Annotated in this window: 27 protein-coding genes; 10 read left to right on the plus strand and 17 right to left on the minus strand. The window is 71.3% G+C overall.

Annotated features, from left to right (window positions below; translation table 11 throughout):
* Together ACRAKI_RS07480 and ACRAKI_RS07485 are read right to left on the minus strand one after the other, a co-directional pair.
* Entirely contained in the window at positions 1 to 942 is a 942-nt protein-coding gene (locus tag ACRAKI_RS07480) for an oxidoreductase (RefSeq protein WP_447006310.1), read from the minus strand.
* Positions 943 to 961: 19 nt separating this feature from the next.
* Positions 962 to 1,423 carry a hypothetical protein gene (locus ACRAKI_RS07485; protein WP_447006311.1) on the minus strand — a complete coding sequence of 154 codons (462 nt, stop codon included), beginning with the start codon at positions 1,421 to 1,423 and terminating at the stop codon, positions 962 to 964.
* 129 nt (positions 1,424 to 1,552) lie between these two features.
* Between ACRAKI_RS07485 and ACRAKI_RS07490 the strand changes: the two genes are divergently transcribed.
* Both ACRAKI_RS07490 and ACRAKI_RS07495 read left to right on the plus strand, forming a co-directional pair.
* Positions 1,553 to 2,197, plus strand: a complete 645-nt coding sequence (locus ACRAKI_RS07490; RefSeq protein ID WP_447008359.1) for a TetR/AcrR family transcriptional regulator — start codon at positions 1,553 to 1,555, stop codon at positions 2,195 to 2,197.
* 48 nt (positions 2,198 to 2,245) lie between these two features.
* Positions 2,246 to 3,178: an LLM class F420-dependent oxidoreductase gene (locus tag ACRAKI_RS07495; protein WP_447006312.1), complete on the plus strand. Its 933-nt coding sequence runs from the start codon at positions 2,246 to 2,248 to the stop codon at positions 3,176 to 3,178.
* Here ACRAKI_RS07495 and ACRAKI_RS07500 read toward each other — a convergent pair.
* The 7 genes from ACRAKI_RS07500 to lpdA form a co-directional block, all read right to left on the minus strand.
* Positions 3,163 to 3,684 carry an ArsR/SmtB family transcription factor gene (locus tag ACRAKI_RS07500; protein WP_447006313.1) on the minus strand — a complete coding sequence of 174 codons (522 nt, stop codon included), beginning with the start codon at positions 3,682 to 3,684 and terminating at the stop codon, positions 3,163 to 3,165. The two genes, ACRAKI_RS07495 and ACRAKI_RS07500, sit on opposite strands and share 16 nt — an antisense overlap.
* A gap of 1 nt (position 3,685) precedes the next feature.
* Positions 3,686 to 4,711 carry a serine hydrolase gene (locus ACRAKI_RS07505; RefSeq protein WP_447006314.1) on the minus strand — a complete coding sequence of 342 codons (1,026 nt, stop codon included), beginning with the start codon at positions 4,709 to 4,711 and terminating at the stop codon, positions 3,686 to 3,688.
* Between the two features lie 79 nt (positions 4,712 to 4,790).
* Complete coding sequence (gene lipB / locus ACRAKI_RS07510; protein ID WP_447006315.1) at positions 4,791 to 5,534, minus strand: lipoyl(octanoyl) transferase LipB; 744 nt, start codon at positions 5,532 to 5,534, stop codon at positions 4,791 to 4,793.
* Complete coding sequence (locus tag ACRAKI_RS07515) at positions 5,521 to 6,120, minus strand: phosphatase PAP2 family protein (protein WP_447006316.1); 600 nt, start codon at positions 6,118 to 6,120, stop codon at positions 5,521 to 5,523. Before ACRAKI_RS07515 ends, lipB begins: the two co-directional genes overlap by 14 nt.
* Positions 6,117 to 7,001: a TIGR01777 family oxidoreductase gene (locus tag ACRAKI_RS07520; RefSeq protein ID WP_447006317.1), complete on the minus strand. Its 885-nt coding sequence runs from the start codon at positions 6,999 to 7,001 to the stop codon at positions 6,117 to 6,119. The genes ACRAKI_RS07515 and ACRAKI_RS07520 overlap by 4 nt, the downstream gene beginning before the upstream one ends.
* A gap of 386 nt (positions 7,002 to 7,387) precedes the next feature.
* Positions 7,388 to 9,199, minus strand: coding sequence for a 2-oxoglutarate dehydrogenase, E2 component, dihydrolipoamide succinyltransferase (sucB, locus tag ACRAKI_RS07525; RefSeq protein WP_447006318.1), 1,812 nt, complete (start codon positions 9,197 to 9,199; stop codon positions 7,388 to 7,390).
* Between the two features lie 54 nt (positions 9,200 to 9,253).
* A complete protein-coding gene (gene lpdA / locus ACRAKI_RS07530) occupies positions 9,254 to 10,624 on the minus strand; it encodes a dihydrolipoyl dehydrogenase (protein ID WP_447006319.1) in 1,371 nt (456 codons plus the stop codon).
* Positions 10,625 to 10,799: 175 nt separating this feature from the next.
* Between lpdA and ACRAKI_RS07535 the strand changes: the two genes are divergently transcribed.
* Positions 10,800 to 11,117, plus strand: coding sequence for an oxidoreductase (locus tag ACRAKI_RS07535; RefSeq protein WP_447006320.1), 318 nt, complete (start codon positions 10,800 to 10,802; stop codon positions 11,115 to 11,117).
* 139 nt (positions 11,118 to 11,256) lie between these two features.
* Here the strand turns inward: ACRAKI_RS07535 and ACRAKI_RS07540 are convergent, their stop codons facing one another.
* Entirely contained in the window at positions 11,257 to 12,753 is a 1,497-nt protein-coding gene (locus ACRAKI_RS07540) for a leucyl aminopeptidase (RefSeq protein WP_447006321.1), read from the minus strand.
* 195 nt (positions 12,754 to 12,948) lie between these two features.
* Between ACRAKI_RS07540 and ACRAKI_RS07545 the strand changes: the two genes are divergently transcribed.
* Both ACRAKI_RS07545 and ACRAKI_RS07550 read left to right on the plus strand, forming a co-directional pair.
* Positions 12,949 to 14,184: an APC family permease gene (locus tag ACRAKI_RS07545; protein ID WP_447006322.1), complete on the plus strand. Its 1,236-nt coding sequence runs from the start codon at positions 12,949 to 12,951 to the stop codon at positions 14,182 to 14,184.
* 86 nt (positions 14,185 to 14,270) lie between these two features.
* Entirely contained in the window at positions 14,271 to 15,371 is a 1,101-nt protein-coding gene (locus ACRAKI_RS07550; protein WP_447006323.1) for a branched-chain amino acid aminotransferase, read from the plus strand.
* An 84-nt stretch (positions 15,372 to 15,455) separates the two neighbouring features.
* On the opposite strand, the gene cobS is transcribed toward ACRAKI_RS07550, so the two are convergent.
* From cobS to cobU, 3 genes are read right to left on the minus strand one after another with little or no spacing between them, the layout of a single operon-like run.
* On the minus strand, positions 15,456 to 16,154 hold the full coding sequence (gene cobS, locus ACRAKI_RS07555) for an adenosylcobinamide-GDP ribazoletransferase (protein WP_447006324.1): 699 nt from the start codon (positions 16,152 to 16,154) through the stop codon (positions 15,456 to 15,458).
* A complete protein-coding gene (gene cobT, locus ACRAKI_RS07560; protein ID WP_447006325.1) occupies positions 16,154 to 17,191 on the minus strand; it encodes a nicotinate-nucleotide--dimethylbenzimidazole phosphoribosyltransferase in 1,038 nt (345 codons plus the stop codon). Before cobT ends, cobS begins: the two co-directional genes overlap by 1 nt.
* Positions 17,188 to 17,745 (minus strand): bifunctional adenosylcobinamide kinase/adenosylcobinamide-phosphate guanylyltransferase, encoded by a 558-nt coding sequence (gene cobU / locus ACRAKI_RS07565; protein WP_447006326.1) that lies wholly within the window; start codon positions 17,743 to 17,745, stop codon positions 17,188 to 17,190. The genes cobT and cobU overlap by 4 nt, the downstream gene beginning before the upstream one ends.
* A 76-nt stretch (positions 17,746 to 17,821) precedes the next feature.
* Here cobU and ACRAKI_RS07570 point away from each other — a divergent pair, with 76 nt between their 5' ends.
* Complete coding sequence (locus tag ACRAKI_RS07570; RefSeq protein WP_447006327.1) at positions 17,822 to 18,022, plus strand: hypothetical protein; 201 nt, start codon at positions 17,822 to 17,824, stop codon at positions 18,020 to 18,022.
* 89 nt (positions 18,023 to 18,111) lie between these two features.
* Here the strand turns inward: ACRAKI_RS07570 and ACRAKI_RS07575 are convergent, their stop codons facing one another.
* Both ACRAKI_RS07575 and ACRAKI_RS07580 read right to left on the minus strand, forming a co-directional pair.
* The gene (locus tag ACRAKI_RS07575; protein WP_447006328.1) at positions 18,112 to 19,098 is read right to left on the minus strand and encodes an aldo/keto reductase family protein; all 987 of its coding nucleotides are present in this window, start codon (positions 19,096 to 19,098) and stop codon (positions 18,112 to 18,114) included.
* Between the two features lie 53 nt (positions 19,099 to 19,151).
* Positions 19,152 to 19,784, minus strand: coding sequence for a DUF3043 domain-containing protein (locus ACRAKI_RS07580; protein ID WP_447006329.1), 633 nt, complete (start codon positions 19,782 to 19,784; stop codon positions 19,152 to 19,154).
* A 42-nt stretch (positions 19,785 to 19,826) separates the two neighbouring features.
* Here ACRAKI_RS07580 and ACRAKI_RS07585 point away from each other — a divergent pair, with 42 nt between their 5' ends.
* Together ACRAKI_RS07585 and ACRAKI_RS07590 are read left to right on the plus strand one after the other, a co-directional pair.
* Entirely contained in the window at positions 19,827 to 20,840 is a 1,014-nt protein-coding gene (locus ACRAKI_RS07585) for a glycerate kinase family protein (RefSeq protein ID WP_447006330.1), read from the plus strand.
* An 89-nt stretch (positions 20,841 to 20,929) separates the two neighbouring features.
* Positions 20,930 to 21,304, plus strand: a complete 375-nt coding sequence (locus tag ACRAKI_RS07590) for a HesB/IscA family protein (protein WP_447006331.1) — start codon at positions 20,930 to 20,932, stop codon at positions 21,302 to 21,304.
* A 109-nt stretch (positions 21,305 to 21,413) separates the two neighbouring features.
* Here ACRAKI_RS07590 and ACRAKI_RS07595 read toward each other — a convergent pair whose 3' ends face one another.
* A complete protein-coding gene (locus ACRAKI_RS07595; RefSeq protein WP_447006332.1) occupies positions 21,414 to 21,584 on the minus strand; it encodes a hypothetical protein in 171 nt (56 codons plus the stop codon).
* Positions 21,585 to 21,772: 188 nt separating this feature from the next.
* Entirely contained in the window at positions 21,773 to 23,701 is a 1,929-nt protein-coding gene (gene asnB, locus ACRAKI_RS07600; protein WP_447006333.1) for an asparagine synthase (glutamine-hydrolyzing), read from the minus strand.
* 207 nt (positions 23,702 to 23,908) lie between these two features.
* On the opposite strand from asnB, the gene ctaC reads away from it, so the two are divergent.
* Both ctaC and ACRAKI_RS07610 read left to right on the plus strand, forming a co-directional pair.
* Positions 23,909 to 24,841, plus strand: coding sequence for an aa3-type cytochrome oxidase subunit II (ctaC, locus tag ACRAKI_RS07605; RefSeq protein WP_447006334.1), 933 nt, complete (start codon positions 23,909 to 23,911; stop codon positions 24,839 to 24,841).
* Positions 24,842 to 24,853: 12 nt separating this feature from the next.
* A complete protein-coding gene (locus ACRAKI_RS07610) occupies positions 24,854 to 25,270 on the plus strand; it encodes a cytochrome c oxidase subunit 4 (RefSeq protein ID WP_447006335.1) in 417 nt (138 codons plus the stop codon).
* Positions 25,271 to 25,305: the final 35 nt, after the last annotated feature.

Here is a 25,305-nt window from a genome sequence, read left to right on the forward strand (position 1 = left end):
TCACGAGGGGTCCGGCGCCACGCCCGTGAGCTTGGCCGTCAGGTCCCACAACCGGGCCGCCGCGAGGTCGTCCCGGGCGGCCTTGGTGGATGCCGCCGGCGCCGGGTGGCCGCCGGTCTCACGGAACCCGTCCGGGCCGTAGTAGCCGCCCGGCTCGACCTTCGGCGAGGTCGCCGCGTAGAGCTGCGGCAACGCGCCGACCTCGGCGGGCTGCGCGAGCCGGTCGCTGATCTTGAGGCCGAGCCGGTAGAGCGGGTTGCGGTAGGCGGCGGCGGTGTTGGTGCTCAGCTCGGTGGCGGACACGCCGGGGTGGGCGGCGACGGACGTCACGTCCACGCCCGCAGCACGGGTGCGCCGGTCCAGCTCGCGCGCGAACAGCAGGTTCGCCAGTTTCGACTGCCCGTAGGCGCCCCACGCCGTGTACCGGCGCACCTCGTAGTTCGGGTCGGCCAGGTCGATGCGGCCGATGTTGTGGACCAGGCTCGACACGGTGACCACGCGCGCGCCGGGCCGGGTGCGCAACGCGGGCATGAGCAGCCACGTCAGCGCGGCGTGGCCGAGGTGGTTGGTGCCGAACTGGCGCTCGAACCCGTCCGCGGTGCGCCCCAGCGGCACCGCCATCAGGCCCGCGTTGTTGACCAGCACGTCGAGCGCGTCACCGGTGCGTTCCCGCACCAGCGCCGCCGCCGCGCGGACCGACGACAGGTCGGCCAGGTCCAGGGACACCAGCTCGGCCTTGCCGCCGGTGGCCAGCACCCGCTCCAGCGCCCACCGGCCCCGTTCGGCGGACCGGCAGGCCAGCACGACGTGCGCGCCCCTGTCCGCCAGCACCTCGGCGGTGCGCAGGCCGAGCCCCGAGTTCGCCCCGGTGACCAGCACGGTGCGCCCGCTCTGGTCAGGGATGTCCGAGGTGTCCCACTTCCGGCCAATCCATTTCGGCATGCCTAATACCTACAGGCGTTCAGGCGCTCTTGGCGAACCTGCGACGCCCGCCGGGCACGACGGCGGCCGGGGCGGTGCGGATCAGGCTCTCGAACGCCGCGCCGACACGGGTGATCTCCGGGGTCGGCTCGGACAGTTCCGCCAGGCCGGCGGTGAGCGCCAGCAGGCGCTGCTCGCGCTCGACCGCCTCCGTCGACGTCAGGTGCGCGTCGAGCACCGCACGCAGCACCGGCTGCTCGGCGGCCAGCTCGCGCCACGTGCGCGTGACGATCTCCACGCGGTCGTCGTCGCTGTCCTCCAGCGCCGTGCCGAGCCGCCCGGTGAGCTGCTGCATCCAGCGGTAGTGCAGGGCCAGGAGCAGGTCTTCCCCGGTGGCGAACAGGTCGCGGTCGAACGTCGGGGGCGCCGCGGGGTCGCCCGCCGCGTCGCGGAGCACGGCGTCCAGAGCGTCACGGCGTCGGTAGAAATCGGTCCAACCCATGATCACGCCTCCTCTCGTGGTGACCGGCGTCATACCTCAGGTCTTTCGCATACCGTCGGTATGGCCATGACGCGAACATACCACGAGTACGTACCGCCGGTATGTCGTACGGTTGTGAACGTGGTGACAGTGCGGTCGAGGCGGTTGGACTACTCGGAGTCGACGAGGCAGGCCCTCGTGGACAGTGCCGTCGAGCTGTTCACCAAACGGGGGTACGCGGGCACCTCGCTGGACGAGGTGGTCAAGCGCGCCCGGCTCACCAAAGGCGCGCTCTACCACCACTTCAGCGGCAAGCAGGCGTTGTTCGAGGCCGCCTTCGACTCGGTCGAGAACACGTTCATGCGCAAGCTCGGCGAGATCGTCAGCGCGCCTGGCGACCCGTGGGAGACCGCGATGGCGGGCCTGCGCGCGTACGTCCGGGTCTGCCTGGAACCCTCCTACCAGCGGATCGTGATCCACGAGGCGCCGGTGGTGATGGGCTGGGAACGCTGGCGCGAGGCCGAGGAGCACTTCAGCTACGGCCTCCTGCGCGCCACGATCGAGGGACTGGTCACGTCGGGTGAGCTGGAGCAGCTGCCGGTGGAGACGATGAGCAGGCTGCTGTTCGGCGCGCTGTCGGCGGGCGCGAGCACGATCGCCGGCGCGTCCGACCCGCGCAAGGCCGGCGCCGAGGTGGAGCGCACCATCGTCCGGGTGGTCGAAGGGCTGCGGGTCCGCGACGTCCCGGCCGCCGCGCCACCCGAGGAGAAGCGGTCCCGGTCACGTCGCCGGTAGTGGCGTTCGGATCGCGGTGCCACCGCACCCGCTACTAGCGTGACGGCAGTGGAACTCCGCATCTTCACCGAACCCCAGCAAGGGGCCTCCTACGACGACCTGCTCGCGGTGGCGCGCACCGCCGAGGCCGCCGGCTACGGCGCGTTCTTCCGCTCCGACCACTACCTCAAGATGGGTGACGCCACCGGTCTGCCCGGACCGACCGACGCCTGGATCACCCTCGCCGGGCTGGCCCGCGACACCGGGACCATCCGGCTCGGCACGCTGATGACCGCCGCGACGTTCCGCCACCCCGGCCCGCTGGCGATCAGCGTGGCGCAGGTGGACCAGATGTCCGGCGGACGGGTCGAGTTCGGCTTGGGCGCGGGCTGGTTCGAGGCCGAGCACAACGCCTACGGCCTGCCGTTCCCGGACACCGTCGAGCGCTTCGATCGGTACGCCGAGCAGCTGGAGATCGTCACCGGCCTGTGGGGCACGCCGATCGGCGGGACGTACGACTTCGAGGGCCGCTACTACCGGCTGACCGCCTCGCCCGCGCTGCCCAAGCCCGCGCACGACATCCCGGTCCTCGTCGGCGGCAAGGGCCGCAAGCGCACCCCGGCGCTCGCGGCGAAGTTCGCGGACGAGTTCAACCTGCCGTTCGTGGACGTGAAGATGTCCGTCGACCTGCTCGCCCGGGTCGACGCCGCGTGCGAGGAGATCGGCCGCGACCCGGCCGGGATCATCCGCTCCGCCGCCCTCGTGGTGTGCGTCGGGCGGGACGACGCCGAGGTCGCCCGCCGGGCCGCCGCCATGGGCCGCAACCTGGACGAACTGCGTCGCGACGGCCTCACCGGCACGCCCGCGGAAGTGGTGGACCGGCTCGGCACGTGGCGGGAGAAGACCGGCATCAGCCGCGTCTACCTGCAGTTCCTCGACCTGGCCGACCTGGGCCACGTGGAGTACGTCGCGGCCGAGGTCGCGCCTCAGCTGCGCAGCTGACCGGCCACGTCCGACGCGGCGGTGAGCAGGACGAGCACGGGGATGGTGGCCGCGGTGCGCAGCCGGTAGCTCCCGCGCTTGTCCTGCTCCACCACGCCGGCCGCGGTCAACGCCTTCAAGTGGTGGTACAGCTGCCCGGTGGACCCGAGGCCGGCCGCCTCCTGCAACGCCGTCGCGGGCCGGCCGCCCTGGGCGAGGAGGGTGCGGACGATCTCGACCCGGACCGGGTGCGCCAACGCGGACAGCACCTCGATCCGGGGCCGGTCCGCCAACGACAGCGCGCGCTCCGGCGTGATGTCGATCCGCCACGTGATCCGGCCGTCGCCGAGCGCCACCTGGCCGCCGTAGCCGAACGCGCCGCCACCGTCGTCCTGGGCGGCCGGCTGCCCTGCCTCGGCCGGCTGCCCCGCCTCGGGCAGCACGACCGCCTCCCGCTCGTCGCCCTCCAGAGCGGCCACGCGCTGTTCCAGCTCGGCAAGTCGCTGCACCAGGTCCACCGCTGCCATCCTACGAGAGGCTGACCTGGAATCGCCGCAGGACAGCGGGCTCCAGCAGGGCTTTCAGCGCCAAGGCGACCAGGTCGCCGGCCCTGCCGTACCACTGCTCGTCGACTTCCCCGGTCAACACCGCCGCGCTGCCGACCCGCCCGTCCGCCCAGCGCACGCCGAAGCCGACCGTGATGATGCCCGGCAGCGACCCGCCCTTGAACCCGACACCCACCACGCCGGGCGGCAGCTCGTCGCCGTAGCCGTGTTCGAGGTGCGCGCGGGCGATCGGCATCGCGGTCATCGCCCGGTGCGCCCGGTTGAGGCCCGCCGCCGTGCCCGACCAGGTGCCGCGCGCCCAGGCGCGCTGCCCCTCGTAGGTCTTCGGGACGTCCGGGAACTTCCCGATCACCTCGAGCTGCAACTGCGGGTCGCGCAGGTACCGCCGCACGTCCACCCGGCGGCCGAGCACGAAGTGCAGCACCTCGGCCAGGATCTCCGGGACCTGCAGGACCGGCCAGCGGGCCGCCGTCGCGTGGATCAGCCCGTCGCCCAGCCGGTACCGGAGCAAGTCGGTCGCCGCGTTGTCGCTGAACCGGACCATCACCGTGGCCAGGTCGTCCAGCGTGACGTACCGGTTCGGGTCGTCGGCCGTGACGCCGTTGGAGAACGGGATGCCCAGGTGGCGCAGCGACGCCTGGTGCGCGCCACCGTCCAGCCCCAGGTAGTACTGCTCCCACTCGCGGACGCGCACCTTGTCGTCCGGCCGCACCAGCCCGACCTCCACGGCCTTCGCGTACGCGGCCAGGTGCACGACCTTCACCGCGGAGGCCAGGGGCCGGCGTTCGTGCGCGCGGTGCGAGAGCCGACCGCCCCGACCGTCGTCCACCACCACGGCCACGTGCTCCGGGTTGGCGCGGAACCAGCTCAGCCAGTCGTCCGGCGCGACGTCCGCGTTCGGATCGGCGGCGGCCGGCAGGACGGGCAGCAGCGCGGCGGCGCCGGCCACCCCGCAGGCGGCCAACAGGTGTCGTCGGGTCAGGAGCACGACGAATCTCCCCTCCGGTAGTCCGTAATTCCGGAATACTAGAGGGGAGGAGTCGTGCTTGTCAGCGGGTGCGGCGGGGTCAGCCCGTTTGGACGGCGAACGTGACGCCCGCGGCGACCGGTCGGTCGCGGACGAGCGTGCGGTCGGTCAGCGGCAGGTCGCCGTTCAACGCGTCCACGACGGCTCGGCGGGCGAGCGGCAGCACCTCGGCCACCGTGACGGTCCGGCCCAGCTCGTGCGACAGCGACGCCACCCCGGCGTCCCGGATGCCGCACGGGATGATGTCGCCGAACGCGCCCAGGTCGGCGTCGCAGTTGATCTCGAAGCCGTGCATGGTGACGCCGCGCTGCACCCGGATCCCGATCGCGGCGATCTTGCGTTCACCGGCCCTGTCGTCGGCCGGCAGCCACACGCCGCTGCGGCCGTCCACCCGACCGGTGTGCACGCCGAGCTGGTCGCACACGTGGATCAGCGCCTGCTCCAGCCGGCGGACGTACTTGACCACGTCCAGCGGCTCGGCCAGTCCCACGATCGGATAGCCGACGAGCTGACCGGGTCCGTGCCAGGTGATCTTGCCGCCGCGGTCCACGTCGATGACCGGGACGTCGCCGCCGACGGGGCGCTCCTCGGGCTCGGTGCGCCGCCCGCACGTGTACACGGGCGGGTGTTCCAGCAGCAGCAGCGCGTCGCCGATCGCGCCGTTCGCGCGGGCCTCGGCCAGCTCGCGCTGCAGGTCCCACGCGGCCAGGTAGTCGATGGTGCCCAGCTCGCGCACGTCGATCGGGTCGGTCGAGGCGCGGCAGGAGAGGTCAGGACTGCTCACGTCTCGACCCTACGCCCACGGGCAGCAGCCGCAGGGCGTGGGCGACGACCAGACCGACCCCCACCACGCCGAGGATCGCGCCGACCGTGTCGGTGAACCAGTGCATCTCCAGCACCACCCGACTGGCGGCCGTGATCAGGACCGCCGTGCAGGCCAGCGCGATGGCGAGCTTGAAGTACCGCCGGGCCAGCCACCCGCACAGCACCACGCCCGTGAAGGCGACCGACGTGACGGCCGTGACGTGCCCGCTCGGATAGGCCCACTTCGGGAAGTCGACCGGCCGGACCCGCTGGTAGGCGTGCCGGGCCAACAGCGTGGACCAGCACGCGGCGAGCAGGACGGCGCCCTTCGCGGGCAGCGGGTCGCGGGAGAGCAAGGCCCGCAACACCAGCGACAGCAGCGCGATCGTGGCCAGGCCGGGGCTGAGGACCAGGCTCACCACCGCCGCGGCGTCCACGAACGTGGGACCGAGGTCCAGCGCGGCCTGGTGCAGCTCCCGGTCCACCGCGGGCACTTCACGGCGCACCGTGAAGCCGAGGACCACCGAGGCCAGCGCCAGCACCACGCCGACCAGCGCGCCGATCACCCGTTGACGGCCGCCGCCACCGCGGCGCCCAGGGCGGGGTGCAGGAACTGGAAGCCGCGCTGCTCGAGGACGCGCGGGACCGCCCGCTGCCCGGAGAGGAGCCCTTCTTCGGCGAGGTCGCCGAGCACGGCCTTCAACACGAACGGGGGCGCGATCCAGGGCGTCGGCCGGTGCAGGGCGTGGCCGACGGTGCGGGTGAACTCGGCGTTGGTGACGGGGCTGGGCGCGGTGACGTTCACCGGGCCGGAGATGTCGTGCTCCACCACGAACCGGATGGCCGAGACGGCGTCGTCCAGCGAGATCCACGGCATGTACTGGCGGCCGTTGCCGAGACGTCCGCCGAGGAAGAACGAGAACAGCGGCTTGATCCTGCCGAAGAGGCCGCCGGACGGGCTGATGACCAGGCCGGTGCGGAGCCTGGCGACGCGGGCGTGCTCGTCGGCGGGCTGGGTGGCCGCCTCCCACTGGCGGCAGAGCTCGGCCAGGAAACCGGTGCCGGACGGGCTCGCCTCGTCGACGACCTCGTCACCCGTGTCGCCGTAGTAGCCGATCGCACTGGCGTTGACCAGGGCCGGGACGCCGTGCTCGGCGACGGCCGCGGCCAGCACCTCGGTCGGCACCGTGCGGCTGTCCAGCAGCACCTGCTTGCGCTCGTCACTCCACCGCTTGTCGGCGACGCCCGCTCCGCACAGGTTGACCACCACGTCCGCGCCGTCCAGCGCGCCCGCGTCGATCCGCCCGGCCGGCGGGTCCCAGCCGCGCTCGTCCGGCGCGCCGGGCCGCCGTCGCACCAACCGCAGGACCTCGTGCTCCGCACCGCGCAACGCGGCCACCAGACTGGTGCCGATCAAGCCCGATGAACCCGCGATCACAACCCGCATGGGTTGATCGTCTCTCAGCAGGGGGCCGGTTGCACAGTGGCCGAGGTGTCACCCACACCACGCACCCGCGCCACCCGGTACACCTCTCGGCACGCCGCTCCGGCCATCCGCAGGCCTGACGGCGATGGTTCGCGGAGGTCGCTCTCGCAGAGGTCCCCGCCAAGGGGATCCCTTGATGTGATCCTGCCGGCCAGGTCCGACGATTCCGGCCGTTCAACGCATCGCCTGTGGACAACCGGCCCGTCCTGTGGACAACCACGGTCGCTCGGCAACTGAGGTCGCTCGGCGGAGAACTGCGGGCGGGGACGGCGAAGGCCGCTCCCGGCGAACCGGGAGCGGCCTTCAGCGGTTGGTGCAGGGCCTCACCGAGGGGCCTGGGAGAGGGGTCAGAGGCCGAGGTCGGCTTCGAACGAGCCCTCTTCGAGGCGGTTCTTCACGGTGGTGAGGAAACGGCCCGCGTCGGCGCCGTCCACCAGGCGGTGGTCGTAGGTCAGCGCCAGGTAGGCCATGGACCGGATGGCGATGGTGTCGTCGCCGCTCTCGTCCGTGATCACCACCGGGCGCTTCTTGACCACGCCCACACCCAGGATGCCGACCTGCGGCTGCTGGATGATCGGCGTGTCGAACAGCGCGCCGTTGCTGCCCAGGTTGGTCAGCGAGAACGTGCCGCCGGTCAGCTCGTCGGGCGTGAGCTTGTTCCCCCGCGCCCGCGCCGCCAGGTCACCGATCTTGTGCGACAGCCCGGCGAGGTTCAGGTCGCCCGCGTTCGCGATGACCGCGTTGAGCAGACCCCGCTCGGTGTCGATCGCGATACCCAGGTGCTCGGCACCGTGGTACACGACCTCCTTCTTCTCCTCGTCGATGGACGCGTTCAGCACCGGGTGCTGCTTCAGCGCCTCGACCGCCGCCTTCGCGAAGAACGGCAGGAACGTCAGCTTCGTGCCCTCGCGCTGCTCGAACGCCGCCTTCGCCCGGTTCCGCAACCGGGCGATCTTGGTGACGTCCACCTCGAACACCTGCGTGAGCTGCGCCGAGACCTGCAACGACTCGCGCGTCCGCTGGGCCACGATCTGCCGCAGCCGGGGCAGCTTCTGCACCGTGCCGCGCTTGCCGCTGGAGTCCGCGGCCGGTGCGGCGACGCGCTGCGCCGGGGCGGACGCGGCGGCGGCGGGCTTGGGCGCCTCGGGTTTCGGCGCCTTGGCGGCCTCGACCGCGGCCAGCACGTCCTGCTTGCGGATCCGGCCACCGACGCCGGTGCCCTTCAACGACGCGAGGTCGATGCCGTTCTCGGACGCCAGCTTGCGGACCAGCGGCGTCACGTACGGGGCGCCGTTGGACGACTCCTCGGCCGGAGCCTCCTGCTTGGGAGCCTCCTGCTTCGGGGCCGCCTGGGGGGCCTCCTGCTTCGGCGCTTCCTGCTTGGGCGCTTCCTGCTTCGGGGCATCCTGCGCCGGAGCGGGAGCCGGGGCAGCGGCCGGAGCCTCCTGCTTGGGGGCCTCCTGCTTGGAAGCCTCCTGCTGGGCGGGCGCGGGCGAACCCGAACCGACCACCGCGAGCTGACCGCCGACCTCGACGGTCTCGTCCTCGCCGGCGGTGATCTCCAGCAGGGTGCCGGCCACCGGAGACGGGATCTCGGTGTCGACCTTGTCGGTGGACACCTCCAGCAGCGGCTCGTCCACCTCCACCGAGTCGCCGACGGCCTTGAGCCAGCGGGTCACGGTGCCCTCGGTGACGCTCTCGCCCAACGCGGGCATGGTCACCGGGGTGCCTTCGGCCGAACCACCGGACGGAGCCGGGGCCTCGGCGGCGGGAGCCGGAGCGGACTCGGCCCGGGGCGCGGGAGCGGCCTCGGGCGTCGACTCCTCGGCCGGCGCCGACTGGGCCGGGGCCGAGTCCTGGGCCGGAGCGGAGTCGGAGGACCCCGCATCGGAGGACCCCGCATCGGAGGACCCCGAGTCGGAGCTGTCGCCGATGACGGCCAACTCGGCGCCGACATCGACGGTCTCGTCCTCCTGGGCGACGATCTTCTGGAGCACACCCGCCGCGGGCGACGGGATCTCGGTGTCGACCTTGTCGGTGGACACCTCCAGCAAGGGCTCGTCGACCTCGACGCGGTCACCCTCCTGCTTCAACCAGCGGGTGACCGTGCCCTCGGTGACGCTCTCGCCGAGTGCGGGCATTTGGACGGAGAAGGCCATCGTTCGCTGACTCCTCGTGCGTGGGTCGGGGATCGGCTGACTGCGGTGCGACGGTCAGCCGTGCACGTGCAGCGGCTTGCCGGCCAAGGCGAGGAAAGCCTCGCCGAGGGCTTCTGTCTGGGTCGGGTGGGCGTGGATCAGCGGAGCCACGTCCTCGGGGTAAGCCTCCCAGCTGTAGATGAGCTGGGCCTCACCGATCAGCTCGCCGACCCGCTCGCCGACCATGGTGACACCGACCACCGGGCCGTCGGGCGCCTTCACGAGCTTGACACCCCCGGCGGTCTTCAGGATCTGGCTCTTGCCGTTGCCCGCGAGGTCGTAGACGAACGTCTCCGCGGAGCCGTACTTCTCCTTGGCCGCGGCCTCGGTCAGACCGACCGACGCGACCTCGGGCTTGCAGTAGGTGACGCGCGGGATGCCCGCCTCGTCGATGACCTTGGGGTTCTGCCCGGCGATGTCCTCGGCGACGAAGATGCCCTGCTGGAAGCCGCGGTGCGCGAGCTGCGGACCGGGCACGATGTCGCCGACCGCGTAGACGCCGGGCACGCTGGTGCGCAGCCGCTCGTCGGTGACGACGAAGCCGCGGTCGATCTGCACGCCGGCCTCCTCGTACCCGTGGCCCGCCGTGTTCGGACCGCGGCCGACGGCCACCAGCAGCAGGTCCGCGTCGAGCACGTCGCCGGACTCCAGCGTGACCGACACGCCGTTCTCCTGCTGGGTGGCGCCGGTGAACTTCACCCCGGTCTTGAACTTGATGCCGCGCCGCCGGAACGCGCGCTCCAGCTGCTTGGACGCGTACTCGTCCTCGGCGGGGACCAGGCGGGGCAGTGCCTCCACGATGGTCACCTCGGCGCCGAAGGAGGCCCACACGCTGGCGAACTCCACGCCGATGACGCCGCCGCCGAGCACGACGACCTTCTCCGGGATGAAGTCCAGGTTGAGCGCCTGGTCGCTGGTGATGATCCGGCCGCCGATCTCCAGACCGGGCAGGCTGCGGGCGTAGGAACCGGTCGCCAGCACCACGTTCTTGCCGGTGTACCGCCGGCCGTCCACCGCGACGGTGGTCGGGCCGACGAACGTGCCCGCGCCCTCCACCAAGGTCACCTTGTTGGCCTTGACCAGGCCCTGAAGGCCCTTGTACAGGCGGCTGACCACGCCGTCCTTGTACGAGTTCACGCCCGCGATGTCGATGCCCTCCAGCGAGGACTTCACCCCGAACTGGTCACCCTCGCGCGCGTTGTCCGCGACCTCCGCCGCGTGCAGCAGCGCTTTGGTCGGGATGCAGCCGCGGTGCAGGCACGTGCCCCCCAGCTTGTCCTTCTCGATCAGGATGACGGACAGGCCGAGCTCGGCCGCGCGGAACGCGCAGGCGTAGCCGCCCGAGCCGCCACCGAGGATCACAAGGTCGGCGGAGGTGTCGGTCACGTGATCTCCCTGGAGAGCTTGATGCCTTACTCCGCGCGGGTGCGCGCGTGTGCTTGCCATCTTGTCACTACCGCGAGGGCGACGGCGACGCGGTGTCCTGTTGGGAGGATTTGCCCCCGCCTTCACACCCGGTCCGGCACCATGGTGGGGAGTAGTCCCGGCAGGAGGTGGCCCGGTGGGCCTGTTCGACCGTTTTCGCAGGAAGCAGCGCCCAGGCGTGCTGCGCGCGTCCACGTCCACGGACACCGGTCACCTGGAGCAGTGGGCCGCTGAGCGCAGGGGTGTCGAGGCGTACGTCGAGCCGAAGACGACCGTGACGGAGACCACTGTCGTGCTGGTCGCGCACGACGGCGAGTGGACGCGGCGCAGGATCGACGGCACGGACGGCGCGAAGCGGCTGGCGAAGAAGCTGGCGATCCCGATCTACGACGCGGGCATCGTCGGGTACCCGAAGCGGATGCGGGAGTACTCCCGGCGCAAGAACCAGGGCTGAGTCCCCGTACCCCTGATCTGTCCTCAGTGGACGATCGGGCGAGCGGGTCCGCGCGTCGTCGGACGCCGACGTTCGTGGCCGGGCCGACCGAGGAGAGGTCGACCCGGCCACTTCGCGGATCAGCTGGGACCAGGTCCGACTAGCCGTTCGCCGCGATGTCGGCCAGCACCGCCGCGAGGGTGCGCACCGGAACGCCCGTGCCGCCCTTGGTGGTGTACCCGTACGGGCCACCCGAGTGGAACGACGGCCCGGCCACGTCGATGTGAGCCCAGGTCACGCCCTCGGCCACGAACTCGCGCAGGAACACGCCGGCCGTGAGCATGCCGCCGAACCGGTGCCCGGACACGTTGGAGAGGTCGGCCACCCGGGACTCCAGGTCACCGCGCAGCTCCTCGGGCAGCGGCATGGCCCACGCCTGCTCGCCCACCGCGCGGCCCAGCGCGGCGATGCGGTCGCGGAACTCCTCGGTGCCCATGACACCGGAGGTCCGCTTGCCGAGCGACACGAGCTGCGCGCCGGTCAGCGTGGACGTCTCGATCAGGTAGTCCGGCTGGTCCTCGCACGCCCGCACGATCGCGTCGGACAGGATGAGCCGGCCCTCGGCGTCGGTGTTGAGCACCTCGACGGTCTTGCCGCCGTACATGGTCAGCACGTCACCGGGCCGGTAGGCGGTGCCGGAGGGCATGTTCTCCGCCATCGGCGCCCACGCGGTGATCTCCAGCGGGTACTTCAGCTTCGCGGCCAGCACGACGGTGGCGATCACGGCCGCCGCGCCGCCCATGTCCGAGGTCATCTCGTCCATGCCCGCGGCGGGCTTGATCGAGATGCCGCCGGTGTCGAACGTGATGCCCTTGCCGACCAGCGCGATCTTCTTGCCGGCCTTCGGGCCGCGGTACGTGATGCGGACCAGGCGCGGGCCGCGGCTGGAGCCGCCGCCGACGGCGAGGATGCCGCCGAAGCCCTGCTTGCGCAGCGCCTTCTCGTCCAGCACCTCGACCTCCAGCCCCTCGGCCTTGGCCAGGGCGGCGGCCCGCTCCGCGAACGACGCCGGGAACAGGTCGTTCGGCGGGGTGTTGACGAAGTCGCGGGTCGTGGCGACGGCCTCGGCGATCGCGGTGGACGCCTTGAGCGCGGCGCGGTGCGCCCGGATGTTGCCCTCGGCGGGCGCGACGAAGTCGACCTTGCCGACCGGGCCGTCGCCCTTGTCCGACTTGTAGGTGGTGAACGAGTACGAGCCCAGCACGGTGCCCTCGACGGCCGGCCCGAGGTGCAGGGCGGACAGCGTGGAGATCGCGCGCTTGCGGCCGGACAGCGCGCGGGCGGCGGCGCCGGACGCGCGGCGGACCTGCTCCTCGGTCACGGTGCCGTCGTCGGCGGGCTTGCCCAGGCCGACGGCGAGCACGACGCGGGCGCCGACCTTGCCCGCGGACGGCACGGTGACGACCTCCTCGGCCTTGCCGCTCGCGCCGACGGCGTCGAGCAGGTCCAGCAGCGCGCCGTCGAACGCGGCGCTCACCGCTTCGGACCCGCCGGCGAGGGCGAGGCCGTCCGGCCCCTGGAGTGTGCCCACCACCACGGCGTCGGAGGCGGTGCTGCTCGGGTCACTGTCGGTGATGGCCAGTTTCGGCGCGGTCACTGCGGCTCCTTGACGGGGTCCTCCCGGCGCTTCCTGGTCTTGCGGCGGGATCGAGGTGGATCGTGACGAATGCTAAAGGTGTCGTTCACACCGAGGACGCCCGCACCTTCGATCGCACGGAGTAACAATTAACACGAATGGGGGTCGACCGGTCGGCCGGTCGTACTCACCCCGCCCGTGTGTAAGTGTGTACCGGTGACAGTCACGCCCCGTGCCGGGGCCGTGGTGCTCGCCCTCGGCGCGACGTTGGGAGCCGGTGTCTTCACCGGCTTCGCCCCTGCCGCGGCACTCGCGGGCCCCTGGTTGATCCCCGGACTCGTGCTGGCCGCGGTGACCGCGCTGTGCTGCGCGTTCTCCACCGCGGACCAGCACCGCGCCTACCCGGACGCCTCCGGCGGCTATGCCTACATCCGCAACCAACTCGGTCCTTGGCCGGCGCGCATCGGCGCCAGCGCCCATCTGGTCGGCAGAGCCGGGATGGCCGCGGCGCTGGCCGGGATGTTCGGCGCGTACGTGGTTCCCGAGCACCGGGTGGCGGCGGCGCTGGGGCTGATCGTGGTCACGGCGGCGCTCGGAGCCGCGGGTTTCGCGTGGACGGCGAGGCTGAGCGCGGCTGCCGTGGGCGTGGTGGTCGGTGTGCTCGGGCTGGTCGTGCTCGTCTGCTTCTCGGTGGCGTCGCCGGAGGACCCCGTGGCGGGTTCCGGGTCTTCGGTGGACGCGGGCACCGTGGGGGAGGTGCCCGGGCTCGACGGGCTCATGGGTGCGTCGTTGTTGCTGTTCACGGCCTTCGTGGGGTTCGAGCGGGTCACTGCGCCGCAGCGTGGCGACCGGGTGTTCTCCCCCCGGGTGCTGCACTTCGCGGTGCCCGCGGTGATCGGTGTCGTGCTGGTGGTGTGCGTGGGGCTCTGCCTGGCGCTGTTGCGGCAGCTCGGTCCGGCCCGCTTGGCGCTGTCACCTGCGCCGTTGCGGGACGCGTTGATCGCCGCGGACGGTCGTTGGCTGCTGCCGGTGCTCGGGTTCGGGGCGGCGGTGGCGGCGGTGTCGTCCCTGTACTTCGTGTTCGCGTCGGCGCGGCGGACGCTGGTCGGGATGACCGAGACCGGTGATCTGCCGGCGGTTCGGTCGCGGTGGGCGTTGGAGGTGGTCAGCGCGTCACTGGCGGTCCTGGGTGTGGTGGCGTTGCCGCCTTCGACGGCGTTGGCCGTGGGTGCGTGCGGGACGGCGTTCTACTACGGCTTCACCAACGCCTCGGCGCGGGTGCTGCTCCAGGAAGACCGGACTTGGCCGATGCGCACGGCGTGCCTGGGGTTGGGGTTGTCGGTCCTGTTGGCGATGAGTGCGCCCGCGGACGCCCTGGTGATCACCGGGTTGGCGCTCGCTCTGGGTACCGGGTTGCTCGCGCTCGGTCGCGCGCGGCAGCTCGTGCGGTGACCTCCGGGTAGTCCTTCCGGATGGTCGGATGTCCGAGCGTCGGGACAGCGATTTTCCGACGTCCCACAGGCGGCTATCGTGCTGTCATGACGACAGCGTTGCCTTTCACCCGGACCCCCAGCCCGCAGCCGGCGACCCCGGAGCGCGTTGCGGAGGTACTCGCGAAGCCGGGCTTCGGGCAGCACTTCACCGACCACATGGTGACGATCCGCTGGAACCGCGAACAGGGCTGGCACGACGCCGCGGTCGAGCCCTACCACTCGCTGGAGCTGGACCCGGCGGCCATGGTGCTGCACTACGGCCAGGCGATCTTCGAAGGGCTCAAGGCGTACCGCCAGCCCGACGGGTCGATCGCGTCCTTCCGCCCGTCGGCCAACGCCGAGCGCTTCCGCGCGTCGGCGCGCCGGTTGGCCATGCCCGAGCTGCCCGACGAGTTGTTCCTGGAGTCGATCCGGGAGTTGCTGGCGGTGGACTCGCGGTGGGTGCCCGCGATCCCCGAGGAGTCGCTGTACCTGCGACCGTTCCTCTACGCGACCGAGAAGGGCTTGGGCGTGCGGCCCGCGACCGAGTACCTGTACGTGCTCATCGCCTCGCCCGCCGGGTCGTACTTCGCCGGTGGGTTGAAGCCGGTGACGGTGTGGCTGTCGACCGAGTACGTGCGGGCGTCGCCGGGTGGCACGGGCGCGGCCAAGTTCGCGGGCAACTACGCGGCGTCGTTGGTGGCGCAGGCGCAGGCCGCCGAGCAGGGCTGCGACCAGGTCGTGTGGCTGGACGCGGTGGAGCGGCGGTGGGTCGAGGAGATGGGCGGGATGAACCTGTTCTTCGTCCTCGGGTCGGGCGCCGACGCGCGGGTGGTCACGCCGGAGTTGTCCGGGGCGCTGCTGCCCGGGATCACGCGTGACTCGTTGCTGCGGTTGGCTGCCGATTTCGGTCACGCGGTGGAGGAACGGCGGATCTCCACCGAGGAGTGGGAGAAGAAGGCCGAGTCCGGCGAGCTGACCGAGGTGTTCGCGTGCGGCACGGCGGCGGTGATCACGCCGGTTGGGCACGTGAAGCACGCGGAGGGTGAGTTCTCCGTGTCCGGTGGTCGTACTGGCGATGTGACGATGAAGCTGCGCAATCACCTGACCGGGATTCAGCAGGGGTTGGTCGCCGACCCGCACGGGTGGATGGTCAAGATCGATTGAGGGGTGGTCCGGTCCGGCTCGACGTGACAGGGGTTCGACCAGCCTGTGGCCCGAACCCGTGTCACGTCGGGCCACATCGGCCACTTACAGGGCGTTGATGGCCAGGACCGCCAGAGTGGCCGTTTCGCACGCTGCGCCCAGTACGTCGCCGGTGATGCCGCCGAATCGCTTCCGGGTGTGGTGGATCAGGAGCAGGACCAGGGCTGCGGCGACTATTACGCCGGCTGGGCCGTGGACGGGGTGGACGAAATAGCCGCCCGTGGCGAGCGCCGTCCACCACGCGGCGGCTACCCATGTCGATTGGGTGCCGGCTACTAGTGCGCCCAGGCCTTCGGGGCGTGCTGCGGGTACGCCGTGCAGGCAGCAGAGGATGAACGCGGCTCGGCCTGCTGTCAGGGCCAGCAGTACGGCTCCCCAGTGGACGGTGGGGAAGGCGGCGGCTTCCGCGCCCAGCACGACGATCAGCGCTACTACGGCGAACGGGCCTGCGCCGCCGTCCTTCATCACGGCCAGCGCGCGCTCCGGTGGGCCGTAGCAGCCGAGGCCGTCCGCCGTGTCGGCCAAACCGTCCAGGTGCATGCCCCTGGTGGCCAGTGCCAGGAAGCCGACTGCCAGGAAGCCCGCCAGCAGGTCGGGCAGGGGCGCGTGGAGCAGCGCTGTCACGGCCGCACCCAGCAGGAGGCCTACGAGGGGCGCGAGGGTGATGGCTCGTCGTGCTGCCCGTGCGTCGACCTCGCCGACGCGGACGGGCAGCACCGTCAGCCAGGACAACGCCAAGCGCATCAGGCGGGTCCGGAGACGCCTGCGCTGTCGAAGGTCGCCATCTCGGCCAGGATGCGGGTGGCCATCACCACCAGTGGCAGCGCGGCCACCGCGCCTGAGCCCTCGCCCAGCCGCATGTCGAACTCCAGCAGCGGTTCCAGGCTCAGGTGGCCCAGTGCCAGGGCGTGCGAGGGCTCGACCGAGCGGTGGCCGGCCACCCACCACTCGCGTGCGCCCGGCGCCAGCTCCTCGGCCACCACGGCCGCCGCGCCGGACACCACGCCGTCGAGGATCACGGGGGTCCTGCGCACGGCCGCTTGGGCCAGGAACCCGGCCATCGCGGCGATGTCCGCCCCTGACGAGGTGGCCAGCAGGGCCACCGGGTCGTTGATGACCGGTCGTGCGCGGCGCAGCGCGTCCCGGATCGCGGCCGTCTTGCGCATCCAGCCCTGGTCGTCGATGCCGGTGCCGCGGCCGACCACGGCGACGGGCTCCGACCCGGTCAACGCGGCGATCAGCACGGCTGCCGGTGTGGTGTTGCCGATGCCCATGTCGCCGGCGATCAGCAAGTCCGCGCCGCCGTCGACCTCGTCGTCCACGATCTTGTGGCCGATCTCGACCGCCCGTTCGGCCTCTTCGAGGGTCAGCGCGTCCTCGCGGTCGATGGAGCCTGAGCCGCGGCGGACCTTGAAGTCGCCGACTGCCGTCTCCGAGTCGACCGACAGGTCCACCACGCGGACCGTTGCGCCGGCCACGTTGGCCAGCACGTTCACCGCCGCGCCGCCGGACAGGAAGTTGGCCACCATCTGGCCGGTGACCTCGCTCGGGTACGCCGAGACGCCGTGCTGCGCCACGCCGTGGTCGCCTGCGAACACCACCACGCGCGGTCTGGTGAAGGGGCGGGGCGGGCACTTGCCCTGGCACGCCGCCACCCAGACGCCCAGGTCCTCCAGCCTGCCCAGGGAACCGGGGGGCTTGGTCAGCGAACCGTGCCTGGCGACCGCCTGGCCGCGGGCGTCCTCGCTCGGCGGCTCGACGGGCGGGAACTCGATGGTCACCGACTACCTCCGGGTTCGCGCAGTCGCAGTGGGATTCCGGCGACGACCAGCAGCACCTCGTCGCACACCTCGGCCAGCCGCGCGTTGAGCGAACCGAGGTGATCGCGGAAGAGCCTGCCAGAGTGCGTGCTGGGCACGACGCCCAGGCCGACCTCCGCCGACACCAGGACCAACCGGGATCGGGTCTGGGCGACCGCGCGGACCAGCGCCGCGCAGGCTTCCCCGACCTGGCCCATGCCGTGGCCCTCCCAGGCGCCGGCGTCGTCCAGCACGCCGTTGAGCCAGGTGGCGATGTCGTCCACCAGGATCGGCGGGTCGGTTTCGCTGGTCGCGGTGAGCAGGGCGATCAGGTCGGTGGGCGCGGGGGCCTCGACCGTGTTCCAGGTGCTGGGACGGCGGGCCACGTGCTGGGCGATCCGCAGCTCCCAGTCGGCGTCGTCCGGGTACCGCCGCGCCGTGGCCACGTAGGTCACGACGTCGTCGGCGACCAGCCCCTCGGCGTGCGCGGACTTGCCCGAACGGGCGCCGCCCAACACCAGTGTCCGACACGTCACACCGCACTCCAACTGTTCCGAGAGGACATAGCCTGACCGGGACGTTACCCGGAGCGCACAGCGGGAGGAGATCGTCGTGGAGTACCGCTGGAGGTACCAGGACGAGCAGGGCCGCGAGGTCGACGGCCCGAAGGCCGCCTTCCCCGACCAGACCGGGGCCGAGGAGTGGTTCGGCACGGCCTGGGGCGACCTGCGGGAGGCCGGTGTCGCCCAGGTGACCCTGCTGCGCAACGAGTCCGAGGTCTACGGCCCGATGTCCCTCGCCCCGGCCGAGTAGACCGGTCCGGGGAATTCACGCAGGGGTCACGCGGGAGTCCCGCCCGGACGCGTCCGGGCGGGACTCCCGCGTAGCCGTGCGTTTCCGCGTCAGGGGGTGACGGTGAGGCGCGGGTCGGTCTCGACGACGCCTTCGAGCACCTCGTCGATCTTCGTCATCAGGTCCTCGTCCAGCTTCACGCCGGCGGCCTTCACGTTCTCGTGCACCTGCTCCGGGCGGGACGCGCCGATGATCGCGCTGGCCACGTTCGGGTTCTGCAGCACCCACGCGACGGCGAGCTGGGCGAGGCTCAGCCCGGCCTCCTCCGCCAGCGGCTTGAGGAGCTGGACCTTCTCCAGCACGTCGTCGCGCAGCAGGCGCTGGATGAACTTCGAACCGGTCTCGTCGGTCGCGCGGGAACCGGCGGGCACCGGCTGACCGGGCAGGTACTTGCCGGTCAGCACGCCCTGGGCGATGGGGGACCAGACGATCTGGCTGATGCCCTCGCGCTCCGAGGTCGGCACGACCTGCGACTCGATGACCCGCCACAGCATCGAGTACTGCGGCTGGTTCGAGATGAACGGCACCTTCAGCTCACGCGCCAGCGCCGCACCGCGCGCGATCTGGTCGGCGTTCCACTCGGACACGCCGATGTAGAGGGCCTTGCCCTGCCGGACGACGTCGGCGAACGCCAGCATCGTCTCCTCCAGCGGCACCGTCCTGTCGTACCGGTGTGCCTGGTAGAGGTCGACGTAGTCGGTCTGGAGGCGCTTGAGCGACCCGTCGATCGACTCCATGATGTGCTTGCGGCCGAGGCCCTTGTCGTTCGGACCGCCGGGACCGGTGGGCCAGAAGACCTTGGTGAAGACCTCCAACGACTCGCGCCGCTCGCCGGCCAGCGCGCGGCCCAGCACGGATTCGGCCTTGGTGTTGGCGTACACGTCGGCCGTGTCGAACGTGGTGATGCCCGCGTCGAGAGCCGCGCGGACGCAGGCCGTCGCCTGGTCCTCCTCGACCTGCGAGCCGTGGGTGAGCCAGTTGCCGTACGAGATCTCGCTGATGTTCAGGCCACTGCGGCCGAGACGTCGGAACTCCATGGTCCCAGCCTAGTACCGGATCGTTCGGGTTGCTAATGAACTCCCCGGAGGTGTCAGACCTTGTCGCCGGGGCTCACCCGTGGCTTGGGGACGCGCAGGCGGCGCAGCTGGCTGGCCCGGATGAACGAGTACCAGCCGATGGACAGGCCCCGGCTGGTGTCGGTCGGGAACTTCAGCCGCACCCGCCTGGTCACCATCCGGCCGAGCACGAAGCCCTCGGCGATCATCGCCAGCAGCATGAACGTGGTCAGCAGCGTGGCGTAGCTCTGCACCTGGGGCATCGGCACGAGCAGCGCCACGAACACCAGGATGGCCAGCGGCATGAACAGGCCCATCAGGTTGCGGCGCGAGTCGACCACGTCGCGGATGTAGGCCTTCACCGGGCCGCGGTCGCGGGGCAGGAGGTACTTGTCCTCGCCCGCCATCATCCGCTGCCGACGCTCGACCGCCGCCGCACGGCGGTCTTCCTTGGACATCTTGTTCCCGCGCGCCCGCTTCAACGCCTCGCGCTGCGTCCTGGGCGGCGGCGGGACGGGGCCGCGCCGCTTGCCCTCCGCCTCTCGGCGCTTCGGCGTGGGCCGACCCTTGCCCTGGGTGCGCGACGGATCGACCGGGTTCACCTCCGCCGGCGCGTCCTCGGCGGTGGTGTCGGTGGCTTCGTCGGCGTTTCGGCGCAGGAACCTCACCGCACCAGAGTAGGAGATGCCCCGATAAGTACTGTTCGCGAGGTGCGAGTTGTGATTGCGCCGGACTGCTTCGGCGGAACGTTGACCGCGCGGGAAGCCGCCGAGGCCGTGGCCGAGGGCTGGCGCCGCACCGCCCCCGACGACGAGCTCCGCCTGCGTCCGCTGGCCGACGGCGGTCCGGGCTTCGTGGACGTCCTCCACGCGGCGCTGGGCGGTGACCTCCGCACGGCGACCGTCACCGGCCCGCTGGGCACGCCCGTCGAGGCCCGCTGGCTGGAGCACGACGGCACCGCCTACATCGAGTCCGCCCAGGCCTGCGGCCTGCACCTCATCCCGCCCGACGAGCGCCCGCGGACCGCCGAGACGGCCACCACCAGGGGCGTCGGCGAGCTGATCGACCGTGCGCGGGACGCCCACACGATCGTGGTCGGCCTGGGCGGCTCGGGCACCACGGACGGGGGCGAGGGCCTGCGGGAGGCCGTCGGGCGCGTCACGGCCCGGCTGGTCGCGGCGGTGGACGTGGAGAACGTCCTGCTGGGTCCTCACGGTGCCGCGCGCACGTTCGGCCCGCAGAAGGGCGCGTCACCCGAAGCGGTGGAACGCCTGGAGGCCCGGCTGGCCGCGATGGACGAGCTGGCCGAGGTGCGCGACCGGCCCGGGGCAGGTGCGGCGGGCGGCCTGGGAGCTGCGCTGATGGCCCTGGGCGCCACGGTCGCGTCCGGCGCGGGCGTGGTCCGCTCGCTCACCCGGCTGGACGACGCCCTGGATCGTGCCGACCTGGCCGTCACCGGTGAGGGCAGCTTCGACTGGCAGTCGCTGCGCGGGAAGCTGGTGACCGCCGTGGCCCGTGGCGCGGCCGAACGAGGCCTGCCGTGCGTGGTGCTCGCCGGGCAGGTCACCGTGGGCAGGCGTGAGGCCGGGGCGGCGGGCGTGCAGGAGTCGTACGCGGTGGCCGAGCACGCGGGGTCGGTGGAGCGGAGCATGGCCGACCCGGCGGGCACGCTGGCCGACCTCGCGGCGCACGTCGCGAGTCACTGGTCACAGCGCCGACCGTGACGGCTGTGCGACCATGGGGGCAGGAACAAAGCGGGTACTTCCCGTGTTTGCCGGAATAGATGCCCGCAAAGGACCTCTGAGGGAGAGCCATGACGACCGCTCAGGACGCAGTCACCTCGACTCCTGACGCCCCGCCGACCCACGGTGTGACGCTGACCGACGCGGCAGCCGCCAAGGCGAAGGCGCTGCTCGACCAGGAGGGGCGCGACGACATGCACCTGCGCATCGCCGTCCAGCCCGGTGGCTGCGCGGGGCTGCGCTACCAGCTGTTCTTCGACGAGCGCACGCTCGACGGTGACGCGCTGCGTGACTTCAACGGCATGAAGGTCGCCGTCGACCGCATGAGCGTGCCGTACGTCGAGGGCGCCGTGATCGACTTCGTCGACACGATCGAGAAGCAGGGTTTCACCATCGACAACCCGAACGCCGGCGGTTCGTGCGCCTGTGGCGACTCGTTCCACTGATCGACCGCTGGAACCGCAGCGACCACGGGAAGGGCCCTCGCCACACGGCGAGGGCCCTTCCCGTTTGCGTGCGGACGGCTGAAGGCCCCCGCCGGGGGCGCTCACCGGCTCAGACGTAGGCGTCCAGGTCGGCTACCTGGGCGTAGTTGGAGTCGTCCACCTGCCACGGCCGTGCGGTCTGCGGCTCGGGGAGGGACTTCACCCCGCCGCGCAACTCCTGCGGCAGGTCGGTGCAGTCCTCGATCAGCTCGTCCAGCGTGTCCGCCTCGATGTTCCTCACAACACGACCGTATGCGTGCGAATCGCTTGACAAAAGCCCTACCGAACGGTAGTCGTCCGGTCGGTCCATTTTGACCCCGCGGTGCCCTTCGGAACCAGCCCTGTGGTGAGCAGCATCACGCCGCGTCGGCCACCGGGACAGCGCGAAGGCCCTCGGCACGAGTGCCGAGGGCCTTCACAGGGACAGCGTCAGAGCTTGACCGGGTAGTGCGGCTCCGGCACGACCGGACGGATCCGGCCCTCCACGAAGATCCCGTGCCAGATCATGAACACCAGCAGCGCCCAGATCCGCCGGCTGTGGTCCGCCACGCCCGACCGGTGCTCCTCGATGACCCGCAGCACCGCGTCCTTGTCGATGTACTGGTCGGTCTGCGACTGGCGCACGTGCTCCACCGCCCAGTCGTGCATCTCGTCCTTCAGCCAGTGCCGGATCGGCACCGGGAAGCCCAGCTTGCGCCGGTTGAGCACGTGCGCGGGCACGATGTCGCGGATCGCCCGGCGCAGCGCGTGCTTGGTGGTCTCCTTGGTGAGCTTCAGCTCGGAGGGCACCTGCGACGCGATCCGGAACACCTCCGGGTCCAGGAACGGCACCCGCAGCTCCAGCGAGTTCGCCATGGTCACCTTGTCGGCCTTGACCAGGATGTCGCCGCGCAGCCAGGTGAACAGGTCCACGTGCTGCATCCGCGTCACCGGGTCCCAGCCCTCGGACTCGCGGTACACGTGCGCCGTCACGTCCTTGTGCGACACGTCCGGGTTGTACGTGCGCAGCACCTGCCGGATCTGGTCGTCCATGAAGATCCGCGCGTTGCCGTAGTAGCGCTCCTCCAGCGTGAGCGCGCCCCGCCGCAGCAGGTCCTTGCCGCGCACACCCTGCGGGATCTTCGTGGACACCTTGCCCATGGCCTTGCGCAGCGCGACCGGCACCTTGTCGAACGGCGCCAGCGACAGCGGCTCGCGGTAGATCGTGTACCCGCCGAACAGCTCGTCCGCGCCCTCGCCCGACAGCACCACCTTCACGTGCTGGCGCGCCTCACGCGCGATGAACCACAGCGGCACCAGCGCCGGGTCCGCCACCGGGTCGTCCAGGTACCAGGTGATCAGCGGCAGGGCGTCCATCATCTCCTGCGCCGTCACCGCCTTGACCACGTGCTTGACCCCGATCGCGGCGGCCGACTCGGCGGCCACGTCGATCTCCGAGTAGCCCTGCCGCTCGAACCCCGTGGTGAACGTGATCAGGTCCGGGTTGTGCTCCTTGGCCAGCGCCGCGACCACGGTCGAGTCGATGCCGCCGGACAGGAACGAGCCGACCGTCACGTCCGCGCGCATGTGCTTGGCCACCGAATCGCGCAGCGCCTCGGTGATCTCGTCGTACAGCCGGTTCTCGTCCGCGTCGCCGCGCACCGCGCGCGGCCGGAACGTGGCCGGGAAGTACCGCTCCACCACCGGCTTGCCGCCCGGCGTGACGGTGAACGACGTGCCGGACTCGATCCGGTGAATCCCGGTCTGCATCGACTCCGGCTCCGGCACGTACTGCAGGATCAGGTAGTGCTGGAGCGCCTTCAGGTCCACCTTCGGCGTGATGCCGATCGTCGGCGCCAGCTCCAGCACCGACTTCTTCTCGCTGGAGAACGCCACACCGCCCGGACCGGCCGCGTAGTACAGCGGCTTGATGCCGAACGGGTCGCGCGCGCCGAACACCACGCGGCGCGCCTTGTCCCAGATCAGGAACGCGAACATGCCGCGCAGCCGACCCACCGCGGCCGGGCCCCAGTAGTGGTAGGCCGCCACGATCGTCTCGGTGTCGCCGTCCGTGGCGAACACCGCGCCGAACTGCTTGGTCAGCTCCGCGCGCAGCTCCACGTAGTTGTAGATCTCGCCGTTGAACAGGATCGCGTACCGACCCTGCTGGTCGTGCGGACCCCAGTGCAGGGGTTGGTGCGAGTGTTCGATGTCGATGATGGACAGGCGGTTGAAGCCGAAGACGACCTCACCGCCCTGCCAGGTGCCACTCTCGTCGGGGCCGCGGTGCCGCTGGCAGCGCAGCGCCCCAGCCACCGCCGAGCGCGCCCGCTGTGCCTCGATCTCGCCAGGGCAAACCAGTCCTACCAGGCCGCACACGCCGTAACACCCTTCATGTCGTCTGGAGAAGGGTCCAGTATGCCGGGGGGTGGGTGTGTGACCGAAACTGCACCGGACGGGTACGGCCCCCAAGGGGTGACGCGCCGTGCGCTGGGCTACGCTCCCGCATGATCCGGCATGGGGCTGTTCCGCCCCTGCCTGCGAGCTTTTGGCAAGCGGTTGAAGGCGACGAGGAGGCGGCGAGCAGTGGGCCTGAAGGAGGGCACCAGGGCAGCCCGGCTGGCGAAGGTCGGCGGGCTGGTCGGCCTGGTCGGCGTCGGGGCCACGGGTTGCTCCACGGAAGAGGTGCTGCGCTTCGGTTGGCCGGTGGCCGTGACGCCGCAGGCCGAGGCGATGCGCGAGCTGTGGACCTGGTCGGTCGTCGCGGCGCTCGCCGTCGGCGTGATCGTGTGGGGTCTGATCCTCTGGTCGGTGGCGTTCCACCGCAAGAAGAGCGAGGAGCTGCCCCGCCAGGTCGCTTACAACCTGCCGCTGGAGCTCGTGCTGCTGGTCGTCCCGACGATCATCGTCGCGGTGTTGTTCTACTTCACCGCCGTGACGCAGAACTACGTCACGGACAAGTCCAAGACACCCGACGTCACGGTCGACGTGATCGCGTTCCAGTGGAACTGGGAGTTCCAGTACCCCCAGTACAAGACCGAGGAGTCGAGCCTCCCGGTGAGCACCGTCGGCTCGTCCGGCGAGATCCCGCTCCTGGTGGTCCCGCAGGGCAAGTCGATCCGCTTCAACCTGCGGTCGACCGACGTCATCCACTCGTTCTACGTGCCGGAGTTCCACTTCAAGCGGGACGTCTTCCCCGAGCCGGAGAAGAACAACCAGGACAACTCGTTCCAGATCGACCAGATCGACCGGACCGGGTCGTTCGTCGGTCGCTGCGCCGAGCTGTGCGGCGTCTACCACGCCGTGATGAACTTCGAGGTCAGGGCGTTGGAGTCGGCCGACTTCGACCGGTACATCGAGTTGCGGCAGCAGACGAACCCGGAGACGGCGCAGCCGTACACGGCGGCTCAGGCGCTGACCGAGCTGGACTGCGGCGAGCTGTGCACGCCGCACGCCGTGACGACCAAGCCCTTCGACACCGACCGGACCGTCCGCGAGGCGTCCGGCGGCGGGAAGTAGGAGGACGCTGCGATGAAGGTCGAAGCACGCATTTTTGACTTGGTGATGGCGTTCTCGTTCCTGATGGCCGTCGTGTACGGCTACTGGACGTGGGCGGACACCGGTTTCGTGGAGCCGACCGGCACGGTGGCGCTCGCGCTGACCGGCGGGTTGGCGCTGCTCGTCGGCACGTACTTCCGGTTCGTCGCCCGGCGCATCGAGGTGCGGCCCGAGGACAACGCGGACGCCGAGATCAGCGACGGCGCCGGTGAGCTGGGCTTCTTCAGCCCCGGCAGCTACTGGCCGATCGGTCTGGCGGCGGCTGCCGCGACGGCCGGCGTGGCGTTGGCGTTCTGGCACGTCTGGCTGCTGGTGATCGCGGTCGTGATGGTGCTGATCGCCATCGGCGGCCTGGTGTTCGAGTACCACACCGGTCCCGACCACACCTGACGCTCGTTCTCACGGGGGCCACCTTTCGGGATGGC

Source organism: Saccharothrix isguenensis, from assembly GCF_052936305.1.